This is a genomic window from Actinokineospora baliensis, assembly GCF_016907695.1.
In the GTDB taxonomy this organism is placed as follows: Bacteria; Actinomycetota; Actinomycetes; order Mycobacteriales; family Pseudonocardiaceae; genus Actinokineospora; species Actinokineospora baliensis.
In genome coordinates this window covers 1,287,053-1,306,405 of the sequence record NZ_JAFBCK010000001.1, presented here as the reverse complement: position 1 = coordinate 1,306,405, position 19,353 = coordinate 1,287,053, and the positions used below count along the sequence as shown (strand labels likewise).

Annotated in this window: 19 protein-coding genes; 8 read left to right on the top strand and 11 right to left on the bottom strand. The window is 70.3% G+C overall.

The features are described from left to right. Window positions 1-73: 73 nt before the first annotated feature. The 7 genes from trmB to JOD54_RS06020 all read right to left on the bottom strand — a co-directional run bounded on the left by trmB (window position 74) and on the right by JOD54_RS06020 (window position 5,855). Window positions 74-712 (bottom strand): tRNA (guanosine(46)-N7)-methyltransferase TrmB, encoded by a 639-nt coding sequence (trmB, locus tag JOD54_RS06050; RefSeq protein ID WP_443602178.1) that lies wholly within the window; start codon window positions 710-712, stop codon window positions 74-76. 62 nt (window positions 713-774) lie between these two features. Beyond that, window positions 775-1,419: a hypothetical protein gene (locus tag JOD54_RS06045; protein ID WP_372440268.1), complete on the bottom strand. Its 645-nt coding sequence runs from the start codon at window positions 1,417-1,419 to the stop codon at window positions 775-777. A 163-nt stretch (window positions 1,420-1,582) separates the two neighbouring features. Further along, window positions 1,583-2,329 (bottom strand): hypothetical protein, encoded by a 747-nt coding sequence (locus JOD54_RS06040; protein ID WP_204449588.1) that lies wholly within the window; start codon window positions 2,327-2,329, stop codon window positions 1,583-1,585. Next, window positions 2,326-3,264: an ABC transporter ATP-binding protein gene (locus JOD54_RS06035; protein WP_204449587.1), complete on the bottom strand. Its 939-nt coding sequence runs from the start codon at window positions 3,262-3,264 to the stop codon at window positions 2,326-2,328. Before JOD54_RS06035 ends, JOD54_RS06040 begins: the two co-directional genes overlap by 4 nt. Window positions 3,265-3,410: 146 nt before the next feature. Continuing rightward, window positions 3,411-4,139 carry a hypothetical protein gene (locus tag JOD54_RS06030; protein WP_204449586.1) on the bottom strand — a complete coding sequence of 243 codons (729 nt, stop codon included), beginning with the start codon at window positions 4,137-4,139 and terminating at the stop codon, window positions 3,411-3,413. Continuing rightward, window positions 4,139-4,906, bottom strand: a complete 768-nt coding sequence (locus JOD54_RS06025) for a hypothetical protein (protein ID WP_204449585.1) — start codon at window positions 4,904-4,906, stop codon at window positions 4,139-4,141. Before JOD54_RS06025 ends, JOD54_RS06030 begins: the two co-directional genes overlap by 1 nt. 4 nt (window positions 4,907-4,910) lie before the next feature. Continuing rightward, the gene (locus tag JOD54_RS06020; protein WP_204449584.1) at window positions 4,911-5,855 is read right to left on the bottom strand and encodes an ABC transporter ATP-binding protein; all 945 of its coding nucleotides are present in this window, start codon (window positions 5,853-5,855) and stop codon (window positions 4,911-4,913) included. Between the two features lie 249 nt (window positions 5,856-6,104). On the opposite strand from JOD54_RS06020, the gene JOD54_RS06015 reads away from it, so the two are divergent. After that, complete coding sequence (locus JOD54_RS06015) at window positions 6,105-6,701, top strand: TetR/AcrR family transcriptional regulator (RefSeq protein WP_204449583.1); 597 nt, start codon at window positions 6,105-6,107, stop codon at window positions 6,699-6,701. Further along, the gene (locus JOD54_RS06010; protein WP_204449582.1) at window positions 6,698-7,609 is read left to right on the top strand and encodes an SDR family oxidoreductase; all 912 of its coding nucleotides are present in this window, start codon (window positions 6,698-6,700) and stop codon (window positions 7,607-7,609) included. The genes JOD54_RS06015 and JOD54_RS06010 overlap by 4 nt, the downstream gene beginning before the upstream one ends. Window positions 7,610-8,274: 665 nt before the next feature. Here the strand turns inward: JOD54_RS06010 and JOD54_RS06005 are convergent. Both JOD54_RS06005 and JOD54_RS06000 read right to left on the bottom strand, forming a co-directional pair. After that, a complete protein-coding gene (locus JOD54_RS06005; RefSeq protein WP_204449581.1) occupies window positions 8,275-8,931 on the bottom strand; it encodes a response regulator in 657 nt (218 codons plus the stop codon). A gap of 21 nt (window positions 8,932-8,952) precedes the next feature. Continuing rightward, entirely contained in the window at window positions 8,953-10,113 is a 1,161-nt protein-coding gene (locus JOD54_RS06000; RefSeq protein WP_204456108.1) for a sensor histidine kinase, read from the bottom strand. 128 nt (window positions 10,114-10,241) lie between these two features. Between JOD54_RS06000 and JOD54_RS05995 the strand changes: the two genes are divergently transcribed. Beyond that, window positions 10,242-11,864, top strand: a complete 1,623-nt coding sequence (locus tag JOD54_RS05995; RefSeq protein ID WP_372440267.1) for a dynamin family protein — start codon at window positions 10,242-10,244, stop codon at window positions 11,862-11,864. A gap of 285 nt (window positions 11,865-12,149) precedes the next feature. Here the strand turns inward: JOD54_RS05995 and JOD54_RS05990 are convergent, their stop codons facing one another. Both JOD54_RS05990 and JOD54_RS05985 read right to left on the bottom strand, forming a co-directional pair. After that, the gene (locus tag JOD54_RS05990) at window positions 12,150-12,521 is read right to left on the bottom strand and encodes a hypothetical protein (RefSeq protein ID WP_204449579.1); all 372 of its coding nucleotides are present in this window, start codon (window positions 12,519-12,521) and stop codon (window positions 12,150-12,152) included. 19 nt (window positions 12,522-12,540) lie between these two features. After that, the gene (locus tag JOD54_RS05985) at window positions 12,541-13,152 is read right to left on the bottom strand and encodes an RNA polymerase sigma factor (RefSeq protein WP_204449578.1); all 612 of its coding nucleotides are present in this window, start codon (window positions 13,150-13,152) and stop codon (window positions 12,541-12,543) included. Window positions 13,153-13,388: 236 nt separating this feature from the next. On the opposite strand from JOD54_RS05985, the gene grpE reads away from it, so the two are divergent. The 5 genes from grpE (at window position 13,389) to JOD54_RS05960 (ending at window position 19,133) form a co-directional block, all read left to right on the top strand. Further along, window positions 13,389-13,865: a nucleotide exchange factor GrpE gene (gene grpE, locus JOD54_RS05980; RefSeq protein ID WP_204449577.1), complete on the top strand. Its 477-nt coding sequence runs from the start codon at window positions 13,389-13,391 to the stop codon at window positions 13,863-13,865. After that, window positions 13,862-15,691 carry a dynamin family protein gene (locus JOD54_RS05975; RefSeq protein WP_204449576.1) on the top strand — a complete coding sequence of 610 codons (1,830 nt, stop codon included), beginning with the start codon at window positions 13,862-13,864 and terminating at the stop codon, window positions 15,689-15,691. The genes grpE and JOD54_RS05975 overlap by 4 nt, the downstream gene beginning before the upstream one ends. Window positions 15,692-15,790: 99 nt before the next feature. After that, a complete protein-coding gene (locus JOD54_RS05970; protein ID WP_204449575.1) occupies window positions 15,791-16,525 on the top strand; it encodes a DUF6802 family protein in 735 nt (244 codons plus the stop codon). 421 nt (window positions 16,526-16,946) lie between these two features. After that, window positions 16,947-18,770, top strand: a complete 1,824-nt coding sequence (locus JOD54_RS05965) for a phosphoenolpyruvate carboxykinase (GTP) (protein ID WP_204449574.1) — start codon at window positions 16,947-16,949, stop codon at window positions 18,768-18,770. Between the two features lie 132 nt (window positions 18,771-18,902). After that, on the top strand, window positions 18,903-19,133 hold the full coding sequence (locus tag JOD54_RS05960; RefSeq protein ID WP_204449573.1) for a hypothetical protein: 231 nt from the start codon (window positions 18,903-18,905) through the stop codon (window positions 19,131-19,133). Window positions 19,134-19,353: the final 220 nt, after the last annotated feature.

The window sequence follows — 19,353 nt, the reverse complement described above, 5'->3', positions numbered from 1 at the left end:
GGATATCGGTACGGGAACCGACGGCCTCGACTACTCGGACGTGTGGTCCTGCGGGAGACGACGTAACTGACCGTTAGTCATTCACTCGTTCGAAGATGAGGTCGCGACTGATTCGCCCCTCTTCCCGGGCCCTGGCCTCGAACTTCGTCACCGGCCGCCAGTCCGGGCGGGGCGCCCAGCCGTCGAAGCGGTTGCGCAGCAGCGGCTCCCCGGAGAGCACCTCGAGCATCTGGTCGGCGTACTCGGCCCAGTCGGTGGCCAGGTGCACCGTGCCGCCGGGGACCAGCCGCGCGGCGATCAGCGCGATGAACTCCGGCTGCACCAACCGCCGCTTGTTGTGCTTCTTCTTCGGCCACGGGTCCGGGAAGAAGATCCGCACGCCCGACAGCGACGCCGCGGCGACGTGGTCGGTCAGCAGCACGACCGCGTCACCGCGCAGCATTCGCAGGTTGGTCAGCCCCATCGCTTCCGCGCGCAGGATCAACTGCGCCAGGCCCGGCTCGTACACATCGATCGCCAGGTAGTTGAGCTCCGGCGCGGCCTGCGCCAGCTGCGAGGTCGTCTCGCCCATCCCGGAACCGATCTCCAGCAGCACGGGGGCGTCCCGGTCGAACCAGCCAGCCGTGTCCAGCGGGCCGTCGGGCAGCTCGGCGACGTGCTTGCCCAGATCCGGCCACGACCGCTCCCAGGCTCGGGCCTGCCCCACCGTCATCCGGCCCGCGCGGTTGACGAAGCTGACGACGGTGCGCTTGCGGGGAACCTGGTCGGTCGGTGTCACCCGCTCAGGGTGCCATCCGGCCGGTTCCACGGTCGCAGGGACTCCAGTCGGGACAGGTTGGCCCGCAGGTCGGCCAGCCCGTGCACCCGGATCGACGCGGGCGCCCGACCCGCGTGCACCGGGATCACGTCGATCCACCCCGGGTGCCGGTGAGTGTGCGCCAGCGTGGTCGGCATCCCCGGTTCGGCCAGCGCGCGCTCGGAGGGCATGTACTCCCAGTAGCCCGAGTCGCCGTCGACGCCCCAGGGGACGAAGATCCAGCCCGGTCTGGCGTCGAGCAGCTTGGCCACCCGGTCCTCGACGGCGAACCCCTCCCGCCGGGAGGTGAGCTCACCCGCCGCGACCGCGCGCAGCCACCAGGGCGCGGGTAACGCGGGATCGGCGGCCACCACGGCCCGGTAGAGCGCGATGACCTGGGGTTCCGGCGCGCGGTGCACCCACGCCCGGCGGGCGTCGGCAGGCGCGGTGGCAGGCGGACCGCCGGGCTGTTCGAGCGCTTCCGACCACTCCAGGCCGATCATCGGTTCGACGTGCAGGCCGTACCCGGCGGGTGCGGACCGCCGCCGCTGCCGGGGCGCGCTCGCTGATCCGCCCGCGCCGCTGTTGAGGCCGTCGTCCGTGCTGGCGTCAAGCACCGTCAAGGTCCACCTCCATGGGTTCCGAGACGGGTCCTTGAGTCCATCTGACCCCGGGAGCCGACTGAAGTCCGCAACGTGTGGTTGGGCTCACACCTACTTAACGTGGTCTTAATCCTGCTGCTTGTTGTAGGAAACTCCGCGCCCTGCCGCCAGGGTCGGAAGTCCTTCAGGCATCCCGGCGCCGCGCCGACAAGATTCCGGCGACCAGCACGGCGACCGCGACCGCGGCGAAATAGGCCAGGTAACCCCACGGGCCCAGCGGCAGATCCCGCAGGCGCGGGTCGTCGGCCTGCAGACCGAGGAACCGGTCGGCGGCGAAGAACGGCAGCCAGTGCTGGATGTCGTCGCCGATCTTCGGGATCAGCCCGACCAGGCCCTCCACCAGCAGCGAGTACACCAGCAGCACCGCGACCGCGCCCGCGGTCTGGCGGATCAGGATGCCGACGCCGAGCGAGAGCACCGCGGTGAGGCCGAACACCAGCGGCTGGCCAGCGACCGCGCGCCAGTCGGCCGCGGAATCCAGTGCCAGCCCCGGATCCGGGTGGATCAGCCGGAACACCGCCCAGCTGCCGAAGCCGACCACGGCGCCGATGAGCACCGCGGGGACCGCGGTCACCAGGGTCTTGGCCAGCAACGCGGCCGCCCGGTTGGGCACCGCCTGGAACGTGCCGCGGATGGTGCCGAAGCGGTACTCGCTGGTGATCGACAGCGCCGCCATCACCATCACCACCGAGCGGCCGAGGCTGGTCAGCAGCTGGGTCCCGCTCGCGGTGAACTCGTCTGAGCCGGGACCGCCCGCCTGGGTGGCGATCAGCGCGGTGAGCCCCACCGGCAGCACGATCGCCAGCAGCCCGCACCACCACGGCGAGCGGGTGGTGACCAGCTTGATCCGCTCCGCTTCCAGCAGGCTCATGCCGTCGGCCCTTCCTCGGCGGCGCCCACCGCCGGTTCCTCGGTGCGGTACTCGACGGTGTCGCCGGTCAGGTGGATGAACGCCTGCTCGAGCGAGCCGACCTGCGGGCTCAGCTCGTGCAGGGTGATCTGGCGGGCCGCGGCCAGTTCGCCGATCGTCGCACTGTCCATCCCGGACACCCGCAGCGCGTCACCGTCGTCGCTGATCCCCGCGCCAGCGGCGAGCAGGTGCTCACCCAGCTTCTCCAGCGTCGGGCTGCGCACCAGCACGGTGCTCTCGGTGGCGTTGGCGATGAACTCGTCGACGGTGCCCTGGTAGATCAGCTTGCCCCGGCCGATCACCACGAGGTCCTGCGCGGTCTGCGCCATCTCCGAGAGCAGGTGGCTGGAGACGAAGACGGTGCGGCCCTCGTCGGCCAGTTGGTGCATGAACTTGCGGATCCAGAGGATGCCCTCGGGGTCGAGCCCGTTGACCGGTTCGTCGAACAGCAGCACCCGCGGGTCGCCGAGCAGCGCGGCGGCGATGCCCAGGCGCTGGGACATGCCGAGGGAGAAGCCGCCCGCGTTCTTGTTGGCGACCGCGCCGAGCCCGACCAGCTCCAGCACGTGGTCGACGCGGGAGCGCGGCAGCTTCGTCGCCGCGGCCATCCACCGCAGGTGCGCACGCGCGGATCGGTTGGGGTGCACCCACTTCGCGTCCAGCAGGGCGCCGACGGTGCGCAGCGGCTGGTGCAGGTCGTAGTAGTGCTGCCCGTCGATGCGCACGTCACCGGCGGTCGGTTTGTCCAAGCCGAGGATCATCCGCATCGTCGTCGACTTGCCTGCGCCGTTCGGGCCGAGGAAGCCGGCCACCCGACCCTCGCTGACGGTGAAGGACAGGTTGTCGACCGCGACGGTGCGGCCGTAGTGCTTCGTCAGCCCGGTCGCCTCGATCATGGGGCCGATCTTGGCACCAATCCCCCGCGCGCGCAGACCACGTGCGGGAGCCCTGGCCACCTTCCCCAAGGTGACCAGGGCTCCCGTTCCCCGATGTGTCCGCCGCTCCCCGAATGACCGGCGGACCTCTATGTCAGCGGTTCGCGTTAGGCGTCGCGCTTGTTCGCTGCGGCGATGGCGATCAGCAGCAGCACGCCGCCAACGGCCGCGAAGTAGATCAGCGAGCCCCACGCGCTCAGCGGCGCGTCCGGACCGGGGCCGTTGAGGAACCGGTTCGCCACGGTGAACGGCATCCAGTCGTGGATGTCGTCGCCGACCCGCGGGATCAGCTGCACCAGGTTCTCCACCAGCAGCGGCCAGATCAGCAGGATCGAGATCGCGCCAGCCGACTGGTGGACCAGCGTGCCGACCGCGATCGCGATGACCGCGGTGATGGCGAACACCAGGCCGACCCCGGCGACCATCCGCCAGTCGGCGCCGGTCGTGATCGACAGCTCCGGCCCGCCGCCGTCGATGACCTTGACGGTGGCCCAGGAACCGAACGCGGCCACCTCGCCGAGCAGCGCGGCCAGCGCGGCGACGACGGTGGTCTTGGCCAGCAGCGCGGCGGTGCGGTTGGGCACCGCCTGGAACGTGGCCCGGATGGTGGCGAAGCGGTACTCGGTGGTGATCGCCAGCGCCGCCATCACGGTGATGACCATCAGGCCGAACTGCATGCCGAACTGGCTGTGCTCCACGCTCAGCGGCCCGCCGCTGTGGTTGAGCGCGACCAGCCCGGCGAAGCCCATGGTGAGGCCGAGCGCCAGCACCGCGGACCACCAAGGGGAGCGGGTGGTGAACAGCTTGATCCGCTCGGTCGCGAGCAGGGTGGTCATCAGGCGTCCCTCCGGTTGGCGACCACCAGCGCGATGCCGAAGAGCACCACGGCGAAGGCGGCGAAAGCGGCCAGCGCGGGCCACGGGCCGAGCACCGCGTCCGAGGGCGGCGGGCCCTGCATGATGTCGCGGGCGGTCGGGTCCGGGTTGCCGGTGATCAGCTTGTTGGCCACGTTGAACGGCATCCACTTGTGGATGTCGTCGCCGACCTTGGGGATGAGCTGCACCAGCGGCTCGACCAGCTGGTTCCAGATCAGCAGCACCGCGATGGCGCCCGCGGAGTGCCGCAGCAGCACGCCGACGGCGACCGCGACGACCGCGGAGATGCCGTAGACCAGGCCTACGCCCGCGACCGCGCGCCACTCGTAAGCGGTGTTGATCGCCAGGTCGACGTCCGGCTTGATCAGGCCCGCGATCCCCCACGAGCCGAACGCGGCGATCTCACCGATGACCACGGCCAGCACGGCGACCACGGTCGCCTTGGCCACCAGCGCGGACGGCCGGTTGGGCACGGCGAGGAAGGTGGCCCGGATGGTGGAGAAGCGGTACTCGGTGGTGATCGCCAGCGCGGCCATCACCATCACCACGACCAGCCCGAAGGTGTAGCCGAACTGGGTGGCGGCGATGGTCAGCGGCGCGATGTTGTCCTCGGAGGTGCCCGCCATCAGCGCGCCGAAGCCGATGGTCAGCACCAGGGCGATGAGGGTGCACCACCACGGCGAGCGGGTGGTGAACAGCTTGATCCGTTCGACAGCGAGCAGGGTCATGTCGTCACTTCCCCGCGGGCACGAGGGTCGCCGGGGTGGGACCGTCGGCGATCTCGGTGTGGTACTCGACGGAATCGCCGGTCAGCTGCATGAACGCCTCTTCGAGCGAACCGCGCTGCGGGCTGAGCTCGTGCAGCACGGTCTGCGTCCGCGCGGCCAGCTCACCGATGTCGGCGCAGTCCATCCCGGACACGACCAGGCTCTCGCCCTCGTCCCGGATGGACACCCCCGCCTTGCCCAGCGCCGAGCGCAGCGCGCCGAGCTGCGGACCGCGCACCCGCACGGTGTTCTCGGTCGCCTGCGCGACGAAGTCCTCTGTGGAGCTCTGCGAGATCAGCTTGCCGCGGCCGATCACCACCAGTTCCTGCGCGGTGAGCGCCATCTCCGAGAGCAGGTGGCTGGAGACGAAGACCGTGCGGCCCTCCTCGGCGAGCCGGTGCATGAACTTGCGGATCCAGAGGATGCCCTCGGGGTCCAGGCCGTTGACCGGTTCGTCGAACAGCAGCACCTGCGGGTCGCCCAGCAGCGCGGCGGCGATGCCGAGCCGCTGGGACATGCCCAAGGAGAACCCGCCAGCGCGCTTGCCCGCGACGGCGGTGAGGCCCACGAGCTCCAGGACCTCGTCCACCCGCTTGGCGGGCAACTGGTTCGACCGGGCCAGCCACTGCAGGTGCGCGCGGGCGGACCGGTTGGGGTGCACCCACTTCGCGTCCAGCAGGGCGCCGACGGTGCGCAGCGGCTGGTGCAGGTCGCGGTAGCGCTTGCCGTCGATGAGCGCCGAACCCCCGGTCGGGGCGTCCAGGCCGAGGATCATCCGCATCGTGGTCGACTTGCCCGCGCCGTTGGGACCGAGGAAGCCGGTGACCCGCCCGGTCGGGACCGAGAACGACAGGTTGTCGACGGCGAGCGTCTTGCCGTAACTCTTGGTGAGGCCGACTGCCTCGATCATGGTGTTCTCCTTCTAGCGAATGCTGTGTGCGCCCTGCCCCCGCAGCGCGTCCCCCGCGTCTTGCCCTAAGAGTGGCCGTCGCGACCCTGTTCCCGCGTCGTCCTGTGGTCCCCCCACCGGGTCAACTCACAGGCGTAGCCTCTCGTGATCCTGAGAGCGCCGATATCGGTGACGACCCTGAGTGGACCCTGATCCGCCTGCCCGGTCCGGATGGGTGACAGGGTTAATGAACCGTGGTTCAATAACCGGGTGGCCCGGCCCAAGACCATCTCCGACCAGCGGGTCCTCGACGCCGCGCACCGGGTCATCGGCCGGGTCGGGCCGGGGTTCACCCTGGCCCAGGTGGCCGAGGAGGCCCAGGTCTCAGTGGGCACGGTGGCCACCCGGTTCGGCTCCAAGGACCGGCTGGTGCGGGCGGTCTTCGACAACGCGACCGCCGAGGTGGCCGTCACCATGCGGACGGTGGCCGAGGCGCACGCCGACCCGGTCGCCGCCCTGCGGGCAGCCGCCGTCGGCACGTTCCTGTCGCTCGGCGACGCGAGCACCGCGGCCAACCACCTCGGTCAACTCGGCCACGACCTGATCGACCCGGTGCTGCGCGGCAAACTCGCCACGCACTTCGAGGTGATCCGCGCCGAACTGGCCCGCGCGTTCGACCGCGCGGCCGGGCAGTTGCCTGGCGCGCCCCGCGCCGAGGTCGCCGTGCGGGTCCTGCTGTCACTGGTCAACGGGGTATCGATCGACTGGTCGGTCCGGCCACACGGGACGTTGGCCGACCGGCTCGGTGAAGACGTGGACGCGGTTCTGGGGGCCTGGGCCGCGCGGGACGAGGGAGGTAAGGGATGACGCTGCAGGGGAAGGTCGCTCTGGTCACCGGCGCGACCCGCGGTTGCGGCCGCGGTATCGCCGTCGAACTCGGCGCGGCGGGGGCGACGGTGTACGTCACCGGCCGCACGACCCGCGAATCGGCGTCGCCGATGCGCCGCACCGAGACGATCGAGGAGACCGCCGAACTGGTCGACGCCGAGGGCGGGATGGGGATCCCGGTCCGCTGCGACTTCACCTCGGTGTCCGATGTGGACGCGCTGCGGGACCGGATCGCCGCCGACCACGGCCACCTCGACGTCCTGGTCGACGACGTCTGGGGCGGCGACCCGTTCGTCGAGTTCGGCACCCCCTGGTGGGAGTCCGACCTGGACAAGGGCCTCGGCGTCGTGCGCAACGGCCTCGACACCCACCTGATCACCCTGCACCGCCTGCTGCCCCTGGTGGTCTCCCGCCCCGGCGGCCTCGTCGTCGAGGTCACCGACGGCGACGTCGAGGACTACCCCGGCCCGGTCGGCATCCCCTACTACCTGGTGAAATCCGGCGTCCGCGCCATCGGCCGCTGGCTGGCCGCCGAACTGGCCCCACACGGCGCGACCGGCCTGTCGGTCACCCCCGGCTTCCTCCGCTCCGAAATGATGCTCGAACACTTCGGCGTCACCGAAGCCACCTGGCGCGAAGGCGTCAAGGTCGACCCCAACTACATCCTCGCCGAATCCCCCCGCTACATCGGCCGCGCCATCGCCGCCCTCGCCGCAGACCCAGACGTGTCCCGATTCGCCGGCCGCACCATGGCCAGCTGGACCCTCATGCGCGAATACGGCTTCACCGACCTAGACGGCACCCAACCCGACTGGGGCCGCTGGTTCGACGCCGTCGTCAAACCCGGCATCGACCCGACCACAGTGGACCCAACCCCCTACCGCTGACCGCCCACCCGCGCCGGTCGACCTCGCACCTCCACCAAGCCCCTTCGCGACCGCCCAGGACAAACAGACCCTCGCGGCCCCGGCCCCCATCCGCAGCCCGCACCCTCCCGGCCGCCTCCGCCCCGCAATCGGGGATCCTCCCCGCGAGTCCGGTCCCCCACCGCACCTCTGGGGGGCGTCCCCGGTGCCAGTCTACCCGGGGTCGGGGCCGCGGAGGGGGGTGGCGACAAGCTGTGGATGGCGGGGTGGGTTGTGGACAACTGGGCGCCCAGGTCGAGGGCGATCGGCGGGCGAGGATCAGCTGGTCGGGTGACTGCCAGGGACGGATGGGCCGGTAGTTGGGAGCCCCGGCAGACGTGCGGCTGGGGTGGGCAGCCCGGCGGTGGTCCCATGGAAGTGCAGCCAGGGTCAGGCGGGGCGCGAGTGTGGGCGGGTCTGCCCGGAGTGGACCCGACCCCTGACCGCCCACCCGCAAGCGGAGATCCTCCCCGCGAGTCCGATCCCCCACCGCACCTCTGGGGGGCGTCCCCGGTGCCAGTCTACCCGGGGTCGGGGCCGCGGGAGGGGGTGGCGACAAGCTGTGGATGGCGGGGTGGGTTGTGGACAACTGGAGGCCCAGGTCGAGGGCAGGCGGGTGGCTGGGGGTCAGCCGATCGGGCAGCGGGTCAGACGTCGCCGGGGCGGACTAGGCCGGTTTCGTAGGCCAGGACCACCGCCTGTACTCGGTCGCGGAGTTCTAGTTTGGCCAGTACGCGGCCGACGTGGGTCTTCACCGTTGCTTCGGACAGGAACAGCTTGCGGGCGATCTCGGTGTTCGACAGGCCCTGGGCCATCAGCACCAGCACCTCCCGTTCCCGCTCGGTCAGCACGTCGAGCACCGAGGCGTCGCGCAGTTCACCGCCGCCGGGGCCCAGGAACCGGTCGAGCAACCGGCGGGTCACGCTCGGCGACACGACGGCGTCGCCGCTGGCCACTGATCGCAGTGCCGAAACCAGGTGGTCGGGGGGTGTGTCCTTGAGCAGGAAGCCGCTGGCGCCGTTGCGCAGGGCGGAGAGCGCGTACTCGTCGAGGTCGAAGGTGGTCATGACCAGCACCTTCGAGGTGCCCGCCTCGGTGATGACCTTGGTCGCCTCGACGCCGTCGAGCACGGGCATGCGGACGTCCATGAGGACGACGTCGGGGCGCAGCTGTTCGGCCAGTTGGATCGCGACTCGGCCGTTACCCGCCTCGCCGACGACCTCCATGTCCTCCTGCGCGCCGAGCACCATGCGGAACCCGACCCGCATCAGCTCCTGGTCGTCCACCAGCACAACCCTGATCACGCGACCCAACGTAGCCCTTCCTCACGCGGTCGTTACCGGCAGCACCGCGCGCACCCGCCAACCGCCCTCGGTGTGCGGGCCCGCCTGGAGCGTTCCGCCGAAGACGTTGGCGCGTTCGCGCATGCCGATGAGTCCGTTGCCGCCCGGGGTGAGCCCGTGCCGGGGGCTGCCCGGGCCGCGGTCGGTGATGTCGAGTTCCACCCGGTCGCCCACCCGGCGGACGTGGACGGCGGCGGTGGCGCCGGGGCCCGCGTGCTTGATCGTGTTGGTGAGCGCTTCCTGCACGATCCGGTAGATGCCGAGGCCGACCCCGGCAGGCAGGTCGTCGAGCTCGCCGGTGAGGTCGAGCAGGACGGGGACGCCGATCGTGCGGACCCGTTCGGCCAGGTCCGAGATGGACTGGGTGCCCGGCTGCGGGGTGCGGTCGGTCTCGCTGTCCTCGCTGCGCAGGACGCCGAGCAGGCGGCGCAGCTCGGTGAGCGCCTCGCGGCCGGTCGCGGAGATGGTGCGGATGGCCCGCTCGGCCACCTCCGGTTGGGAGCGCACCGCGTAGGCGGCGCCGTCGGCGTGCACCACGATCACACTCACCGCGTGCGCCACCACGTCGTGCAGCTCGCGGGCGATGCGGGCCCGCTCCTGGCCGACGGCGATCCTGGCCTGCTGGTCGCGTTCGGTCTCCAGCAGGGCCAGCCGCCGCTCGACCTCCAGGTGGTAGGCCCGCCGCGCCCCGGAGAACTCGCCGAGCACCCAGCAGAACGCGAAGATCACCACGATGACCAGGGTCGGCAGGATCGACTCCGGCAGGTCCATCCGCCACGTCGCCCAGGCCGCGATGCCGATCGCCAGCCACAGCACGTACAGCGCGCCCTGCTTGCGCCCGACGTAGGCCACGGTCGTGTACAGCGCGATGCCCAGGGCGATGTCGGCCACCCGGATCCGCGCGTCGAACCCCTGCGGGTTGGGGCCGTGGGTCACCAGCTGGGCGAACCCGGCGGCCAGGATGAGGTACGCGGCCAGCAGCGGGTCGCGCCTGCGGATCACCAGCGGCCCCAGCAGGGCGGCCCCGACCAGCCAGAACACCGCCGGGTGCACGCCGCCGGGCATGGCGAACAGCGAGACCAGCTCCAGGGCGGCGAGCAGCGCGGCGATGACGCTGTCCCCGGCGATGGGGTGCGCCTTCATCCACAGACTGAGCCTCCGCACGGTGCGAGCGTAAGCACTCCCGGTGCCGGGCCGCGTCCGCCCGCCGTCGCATTGGCGCGTCCGCCCGCAGGCTGAGCGGGGCGTTCGACCACGCCCGGCCGCCGCGCATGGCACGATTCCCCGGGCGAGTGAGGGAGGACGGGGATTTGTCGAGCACGACCGAGCAGCACCTCGCCGGGCCGCTGTCGGCCGCGGTGGCCAACCTGTGCCAGCGCCTGCAGCCGCAGGTGTCCGCGCGCACCGCGGCCGGGTTCCGGGAGGTGCTGCGCAGGCTCTCCGCCCCGCTGCAGGTCGCGGTCGCGGGCCGGATCAAGTCGGGCAAGTCGACGCTGGTCAACGCGCTGATCGGCCGCCGGGTCGCGCCGACCGACGTCGGCGAGTGCACCCGGTTGGTCACCCGGTTCCAGTACGGCACGGTCGACCGGGTGGAGCTGGTGTTCTTCGACGGCACCAAGCAGGTGCTGCCCTTCGACATCGGCGGCATGATCCCCAACGACCTCGAGGTCGACTTCGACAAGGTCTCGCACCTGGAGGCCTACCTGACCAACGCCGTGCTGCGCGACCTCACGGTGATCGACACCCCCGGGCTGGGCTCGCTCGACCTGGCCTCGGTCAAGCGCACCGAGCAGCTGCTCGGCGCGGCCAAGCACAGCAAGGACGCCGAGGACGGCGCGGACTCCGATGAGGACTCCGACGACGACCTCGACGAGACCTCCCGCAACGCCGTCGCCGGTGCCGAGGCGGTGCTGTACGTGGTGACCCAGGGCGTGCGCGCCGACGACCAGCAGGCCCTCGCCGCGTTCACCGCCGCCACCGCCAGCCGCGAGGCCGGTCCGGTCAACGCGATCGCCGTGCTGAACAAGGCCGACACGATCACCCCGGAGTCGGTCACCGGCAGCGACGGCGACGTGTGGAAGGCGGCCACCCTGCTCGCCGAGAAGCAGGCCGCCACCCTCAAGCCCCGGGTCGCCGACGTCATCCCGGTCATCGGCCTGATCGCCGAGTCCGCCGAATCCGGCGGCTTCACCTCGGCCGACGCCGACGCCCTGCGCCAGCTCGCCCAGCTCGACGACGCGACCTGGGAGACCATGCTGATCTCGGCGGACATCTTCACCACCTGGGAGTGCGACGTCCCGACCGGCACCCGCGTCCGGCTGCTGGAGACCCTCGACCTCTACGGCATCCGCCGCGCCGTCGACGCCCTGCGCGCCGCCCCCGACCTCACCGCGGGAGCCCTGCGCCGCACCCTCCTCGACGCCTCCGGCCTAGCGGGCGTCCGCTCCCGCCTCGACGCCGTCTTCCGCGCCCGCGCCGACGGCATCAAGGCGGCCGCGGCCCTGGCCTCGGTCACCGCCCTCGCCCACGCCTCAGGCGACCCCGGCGAGCGCCAACGCGTGCACGACGCCATCGAGGTCCTGCTGGCCAAGCCCGAGGCCCACCAGCTGCGGCTGCTGGAGGCGCTGACGCTGGTGACCTCTGGCGCGGTGAACATGCCGGAGGACCTGGCGGAGGAGGTGCTGCGGGTCGGCAGCAACGCCGACATCGGCGAGCAGCTGGGCATGAAAGGCCGCCCGCACAACGAGCACTCCGCGTACGCCCTGGAGCGCGCGGGGTGGTGGCGCTCCTTCGCCTCCTTCGGCGCCACCCCCGCCCAGAGCCGCGTGGCCCACGTCGTGCACCGCGCGTACTTCCTCATCTGGCAACAACTCAAGGCCCAAACCGGGGGCTGACCGGTTCACAACACGACCACGAACCGTTCGGCGACCATCGTCCACTCGCGATCGTCCGACATGGTCGAGGTGGGTGCCGGTCGGGTCATCCTGGTCCTCTCGCTGGGGGAGCAACTACTCCTCTCAACGAAATCCGGTCGGCGATCTGGACGATTCGGGGAAACAAAATGGGTGGCTTTCGCGGGAGAAAGCGAAAGCCACCCATGGTCTGGTGCCCCGGTGATCTCGGGGGGTGATTGCGGTCCCGACAACCGCATTCGGTGCGTTGTGCTCCGGTCGCTCGGGTCAGTCGAGGGTGTACCGCACGTAGTCGGCGGCGTCCTCGTCGCCGAGTTCGGCTGCCGTTCGCCACCAGGCGATCGACCGGTCGAACTCGTGGAGTGTTTGGTAGAGCTCGGCGACCCGGCGGGCGCTACAACCGTCGCCCGCGAGCGCCGCGCGCTCGGCGTCCGCGAGTTCCGCGCGGACGAGTTCTTCGTCCACCCACTGCTCGACACCGCGAGCAGCCCCTGCGCAGGGCAGGTCGGCGCGGCTGCCGACCTGCCCAACGCGGCCGAGTTCGGCGAGCGCCCGGACCGCTGCGACTACTTCGCGCACCTGGTCCCCGCGCTCGTGCTCGGTGAGGGGCGGGCGGCCTGACCGCTGGTCAACGCCCATGGCTCCTCTTCTCTTTCGCCTATTCTGTTCTTCCGGAGAGCAACCTCGCGAGTTTCCGCAAGCCCATCCGCTTGTAGTCGTACACGGTCTGCCGGTCCAGGCCCATCGTCCGCGCCAGTTCGCCGGGCGTGACCCCGTGCAGGACAACCGATTCGACGACCTGTCTTTGCCGGGCGGGCAAGTGGTCGAAAGCGTTGCGAACCGCGTTGCTCAGCGACAACTCCCAGTCGTAGGTGTCCTCGTTGCTGGGGTGGTCGCTGAGGTGCTCGGCCACTATTGGGACGACAGTGCCGCGCTGTCGCCGATGGTGGTCGAGCACGATGTTCTTGACGGTCTGGATCGCGTAGGGCGCGGTCCAAACGTGGTTACCGGTATCCACCCGGTGCTTCCACAGCCGCAGGAACGCTTCTTGGGTGAAGTCCTGGCTCTGGTCGCGATCTCCGCTCTTGCGCCACGCCGTTCGGAAGACGGTGTCGTAAGTGCTCGCGACGAAACCCTCGAACTCCTCCTCCAGCGGTCGCGGGTGGGGCTCGGGTGCGGGTGGGCGCACGGTCCCGGCTGGGACTGCCCGGCCTGCCCGCCCGAGTGGGGACTCGGGCCAGGCGCCTCGGCGTGAAACGCTGCCGGTCATGCCGGCTCCGTTCTTCCGGGCTCGATTCGGTGTTCGAGCGAGCTGGTGGAGCACGGGGAGCGGACGCCTCCGCCCCCCACCCCGTTCAACGTCCGGCTGCCCGCCGATCTGGATCTTGGTGACCCAGGTCACGGCCCGGATCGGCTCCTGGCCGGTGTCCGGAACAGCCGGGACGGGGCGTCGGCTGGCTATACGATTCGGCGCTACACGGGTGCGGACAGGCTGGGTGAGGCGGAATGGCGTCCTGGTTCAAGGGCAAGCGCAAAGACGAGGACTCGACGATCGAGGTGCGGGCCGCGGTGATCGCCGAGGTGGATCGGGAGGTTGTCGACGTGGTGGCGCAGGAGGAGCTCAGTGACGACTTCCGGGTGGAGCCCGCGCTGGTGAGCATCGCGCCGGAGGTGTACGACCAGGCGATCGCCGAGCGGCTGGCGCTGGTCTCGCTGGCCCTCTACGCCCACGACCGGGCCCGCAGTTCCGGGGTGGCCGAGCGGATCGAGGAGGGGCTGGCCGACGTCGGGGTGGTGGCGTTGCGGCCGGACGGGGACCGGTTCGACCCGGCGCACCACGAGGCGGGGGGCACGCTGGTGACCGAGGACGAGGGTCTGCAGGGGACGGTCGCGGAGACCGAGGTGGTGGGGTTCAGCGATCGCGGGCAGGTGCTGCGGCCGCCGATCGTGACCGTCTACACCGGCAAGGCCGCCACCGCATGACCCAGCCGAAGCTGTCGCTGCCCAAGCAGGTCGCGCAGACCAGGGAGCAGCTGCTCACCCTGCTGCGCGAGGTCGCGCCCGAGTCGGCGCAGTGGGTCGAGCAGATCCGCGCCCGGCGCCGCAAGAAGCCGTCGGTTGTGGTCGTCGGTGAGACCAACCGGGGCAAGAGCTCGCTGGTCAACGCCATGATCGAGACGACGGGGCTGTCCCCGGTCGACGCGGACGTCGCGACGGCGACCTACCTGGTGTTCGGCCACGCCGAGGAGTGGTCGGCGCGGGCCTGCTACCCCGGTCAGCTGGCGCCGGTGCCGGTGGACCTGGCCAAGCTGGTCAACTGGGTGTCGGCGGCGCACGAGCTGCCGGACGGGGAGCTGCCGCCGCGCTACGTCGAGGTGGACGGGCCGGTGCCGCTGCTGGAGAAGCTGGTCGTGGTCGACACCCCCGGGGTCGGCGGGCTGGACTCGGTGCACGGCGAGCTCGCCGTCGAGGCGGCCGCGTCGGCCACCGCGCTGCTGTTCGTCGTGGACGCCTCCGCGCCGTTCACCGTCGGCGAGCTCAGCTTCCTGGCCGGGGTCGGCGACCGGGTCGAGACGGTGGTCTTCGTCCTGTCCAAAGTGGACGCATACCGGGGCTGGCGGCAGGTGCTCGAGGCCAACCAGGCGTTGCTGGCCGAACACGCTCCGCGCTTCAAGGACGCCACCTTCCACCCGGTGTCCTCGCGCATGTTCGAGATGGCGGCCAAAGCGCCCAACCCGGATTCCGCCGACATGCTCAAGGAGCGCTCCGGGATCCCGCAGTTGGTCGAGTCGTTGCAGTCGCTGCTGGTGGGCCGCTCGGCGATGCTGGGCGAGGCGAACACCCTGCGTGCCCTGTCGTCCGCGCTCGGTGAGCTGAAGGTCAACCTGGAGAACGAGCGCCGGGCGCTGACCACCGGGGAGGCCGAGGCGGAGGCGTTGCGGGCGCGCAAGGACGAGCTCACCGCAGAACGCCGCTCCTCCACCCGCGGCTGGCAGGTGAAGCTGCGCGGTGAGGTGCAGCGGGCCCGGCTGGAGAACGCGCACGACGTGAGCAGGCAGATGCGCGACGTGCAGGCCTGGTTCCGCCAAGCGATCGATGTGGCCGACCGCGACCGGCTCAAGGAGCTGCCGGGACAGGTCGACGCCGCGATGCAGATGGTCAGCGGCAAGGTCTCCGAGTCGGTGAGCGCCCGGCTCAACCAGGTCGCCGACTCCGTCCTCAGTGAACTGTTCAGCGAGGACGAGCTCGCCGTCATCCGGGCCCAGTTCGCCCGCAGCGGAACGTCGCAAGTGGTGCTGCGCGCCGCGGAGAAGCGGTTGCCGACCGCCGAGGACAAGCTGCTGGTGTTCATGGGCGTCTCCGGCGGCATCGGCGCGGGCAAGATGGCGGTCATCCCGCTGGCTGGCGCGATCGCCGCGCCGATCCTGCTGGTGCCGACCATCGTCATCGGCCTCGGCGCGGGCTGGTGGATCGCCCGCACCCGCAAGCACACCGCGGACAAGCAGCACATGAAGCTGTGGCTCAACGATTCCATCGCCGACGCCCGGTCCACATTGGACCAGTTGGTGTCCGAGCAGCTGATCGACGCGGAATCCCAGCTCTCCCTTGCCCTCGACGAGGCGCTCGGCAAGCGGATCACCGGGATCGAGGAGCAGCTGCGCGAGGTCGACAAAGCATTACGACTTGACGTGAGCGAGCGGCAGAAGCGCGTCACCGTGGTAAACAAGCGCCTGACAGACGTGGTCGCCGGGCAGGAACGGGCGGAGAGGCTCCTTGCCGGTATCCGGTCCGTTCGCGACAAGAACTAACGTCGTAACGCCGGGAACCAGCGGGGCGAAGCGTCAGTCATACCGCCAACAACAAGCCATTGACCATCCCGCCAAGGGATCAGCCAGAGGGGGCTACCCGTGTACGTTGACGAGACCGGCGCCGATGACACCGCGACCGACACCGCCGCAGACGCGGGCCACGACGAGTTGACCGTCGAGGTCGGTGGCGAGGAGTACGAGGTCCAGGAGAACTTCGACTACGACCAGGACGGCGACAACGACACCGCCGTGGTCCAGACCGAAGACGGCTACATCGCCTTCGCCGACACCGACGGCGACGGCACCGCCGACACCGCGGTGCAGCTCGACGAGCAGGGCAACGTGCTCGCCGCGGCCGAGTACAACGAGACCTCCGGCGAGTGGACCGAGTCCGACGCCGACTCGGTCAACGCCCCCGGCGGCGACGGCGCCGACGACCACGGCTCGAAGTCCCCCTCGCACGACTCCGGCGACGACGCCGCCACCCCGGTCAACTCCGGCTCCGGCGGCGAGATCACCGTCGACACCCAGTCCGGCGAGGTGACCGCGGGCGCGGCCCAGTACGACGCGGACGGCGACGGCACCAACGACACCGCCGTGGTCACCGACGAGCAGGGCAACACCTACGCGTTCACCGACAACGACGGTGACGGCTCGGCCGACGAGGCCGTCGTCATCGAGGCCGACGGTGACGTGACCGTCGCGCAGCACACCGGTGACGAGGAGTGGACCACCGTGGAGACCGGGCACATCAACGCCGACGGTTCCTACGAGTCCGACTCGGCCGGTGCCGCGCCCACCGCCTCCGGCTCGGACGCCGCCTGGCAGGGCTGAGCCCGCGCGTTACCGGGGTGCGGCGAGACGCTGCCCACCCTGTAATCTGAACCACGCTCAGTGAGATCCCGGCACGGCTCTCCGTGCCGGGATCTCGCTTGTTCAGCCCCGTTTGCCCAGGTCAGTCGGGGGTGATCTCACTGTGAGTCACGACTGTCCGGTATCCGAACGTCCGATTGGTCGATTTGCGGCCTCGCAAGTGGGTACTGAATCGATTCCCTTATCGTTCTTGTGAGAGAACCGACAGGCAAGGTATCGGTTACCTCGCCGTCACCCCGCTAGCCTCATATGCATTCCTTCACGGCACGCACCCGCTCGACATGGGCGGGGGCTCAGCCATTCGGTTAGGACGCCGCCGTCCCCGGTCAGGTCGGTGGTGTCCTGATCGGCATTTCGGCGTTCAGTCAGGAGACGAGGCGAGATGACGGCAGTGACAATCCCTGGCGTTGACCAGGCACCGACGACGCACAAACGACTCCTGGCGTGGGTGCGCGAGGTCGCCGAGCTGACCGCCCCCGAGCAGGTGGTGTGGGTCGACGGGTCCGAGGACGAGTGGACCCGGCTCACCGACAAGCTGGTCGACGCGGGCACGTTCACCCGCCTGGACAAGAAGCCGAACTCGTTCTACGCGGCCTCCGACCCCAACGACGTCGCTCGGGTCGAGGAGCGCACCTACATCTGCTCGGTCGACGAAGCCGACGCCGGTCCCACCAACAACTGGATGGACCCGGCCGAGATGAAGTCGGTCATGACCGAGCTCTACCGCGGGTCGATGCGCGGTCGCACCATGTACGTGATCCCGTTCTGCATGGGACCGCTCAACGCGGAGAACCCGATGCTGGGCGTGGAGATCACCGATTCCGAGTACGTCGTGGTCTCGATGAAGATCATGACCCGGATGGGCACCAAGGCGCTCGACCGCTTCATCGACGCCGACGGCACCGAGCGCGACTTCGTGCCCGCGCTGCACTCCATCGGCGCCCCGCTCGAGCCGGGCCAGGCCGACGTCGCGTGGCCGTGCAACGACACCAAGTACATCGTGCACTTCCCGGAGGAGCGGCTGATCTGGAGCTACGGCTCCGGGTACGGCGGCAACGCGCTGCTGGGCAAGAAGTGCTACTCGCTGCGCATCGCCTCGGTCATCGGCCGCGACGAGGGCTGGCTCGCCGAGCACATGCTGATCCTGAAGCTGACCTCGCCGGAGGACAAGGTCTACTTCGTCGCCGCGGCCTTCCCCAGCGCCTGCGGCAAGACCAACCTCGCCATGCTGGAGCCGACCATCCCGGGGTGGAAGGTCGAGACCATCGGCGACGACATCGCCTGGATGCGCTTCGGCGCCGACGGCCGCCTCTACGCGGTCAACCCGGAGAACGGTTTCTTCGGCGTGGCACCGGGTACCGACTACCACACCAACCCGAACGCGATGCGCACCATCGCCAAGGGCAACTCCCTGTTCACCAACGTCGCCCTGACCGACGACGGTGACATCTGGTGGGAGGGCATCGGCGAGGCGCCGGAGCACCTCACGTCGTGGAAGAAGGCCGACTGGACCCCGGGGTCGGAGGAGAAGGCGGCGCACCCGAACTCGCGCTACTGCACCCCGATCGACCAGTGCGACACCAAGGCCGCCGAGTGGGACGACCCGCAGGGCGTGCCGATCTCGGCGATCTTCTTCGGCGGCCGCCGGGCCACGACCATCCCGCTGGTGACCGAGTCCCGCGACTGGCAGCACGGCACCTTCATGGGCGCCACGCTCTCCAGCGAGACCACCGCCGCCGCGGTCGGCGCGGTCGGCGTCGTGCGCCGCGACCCGATGGCGATGCTGCCGTTCATCGGCTACAACGCCGGTGACTACTTCAACCACTGGATCGAGACCGGCAAGCGCGCCGACGCGACCAAGCTGCCGAAGATCTTCTACGTCAACTGGTTCCGCCGCGGCGACGACAAGCGCTTCCTGTGGCCCGGGTTCGGCGAGAACAGCCGGATCCTGAAGTGGGCCATCGAGCGGATCGAGGGCAAGGCCGCCGCGCGGGAGACCCCGATCGGCTGGGTGCCCACCGCCGACGAGCTCGACCTGGACGGTGTCGACGGCGACCGCGCCGACATCGAGGCCGCGCTCGAGGTCTCGGCCGAGGAGTGGCGCGCGGAGCTGCCGCTGATCGAGGAGTGGTTCGACAAGATCGGCGACAAGCTGCCCACCCCGCTTCGGGACGAGCTCGAGTCCCTCAAGCAGCGCTTGGGCTAGTCCTCAATACACAGAAATCGGCCCTCACCACGTGCGTGGTGGGGGCCGATTTTTCGTGTGCGTGTTCGGTGGGTCACAGCACGCCGGTGTCCGTTCTGGGATGGTGTGCGCACACCGAGGAGGGGAGGGCCAGTGGTCGAACAGCACGCCGTGCGCGGGTGGCGCTGGCAGCGCTCCGGGTACGACGACCGCGTGCACGCCTTCCCCGCTGGTGAGCGGCCCGCGAGCTTCATCGAGGCGGCCTGCCAGCACACCGTCCCCTACGCCAGGGTCACCCGCTCGCATGAAGGCACCCGGTGCCTGCCGTGCCTGCTGATCGTCGGCGACGAGCTCGCCGCCCGGGTCGCCTCGGCTGTGGACTGACCTGGGAACACCCTGGGGACAACTGAGCCATCCCCTGGTCCTACCCACCAGTCCCACATGTCACAGCCGCCGCAGAGTTGTCCACAAGCTGTGGACAGGGTTGTGCACAGCCTGTGGAGAGCGGCGGTGGACAACGGCGATCGGTCGCCAACAAAGGGCCAAATGGACCCACACCGAGTTACCTGGTGACGGGACCCGGTGTCTGGCCATAGGGTGTCGC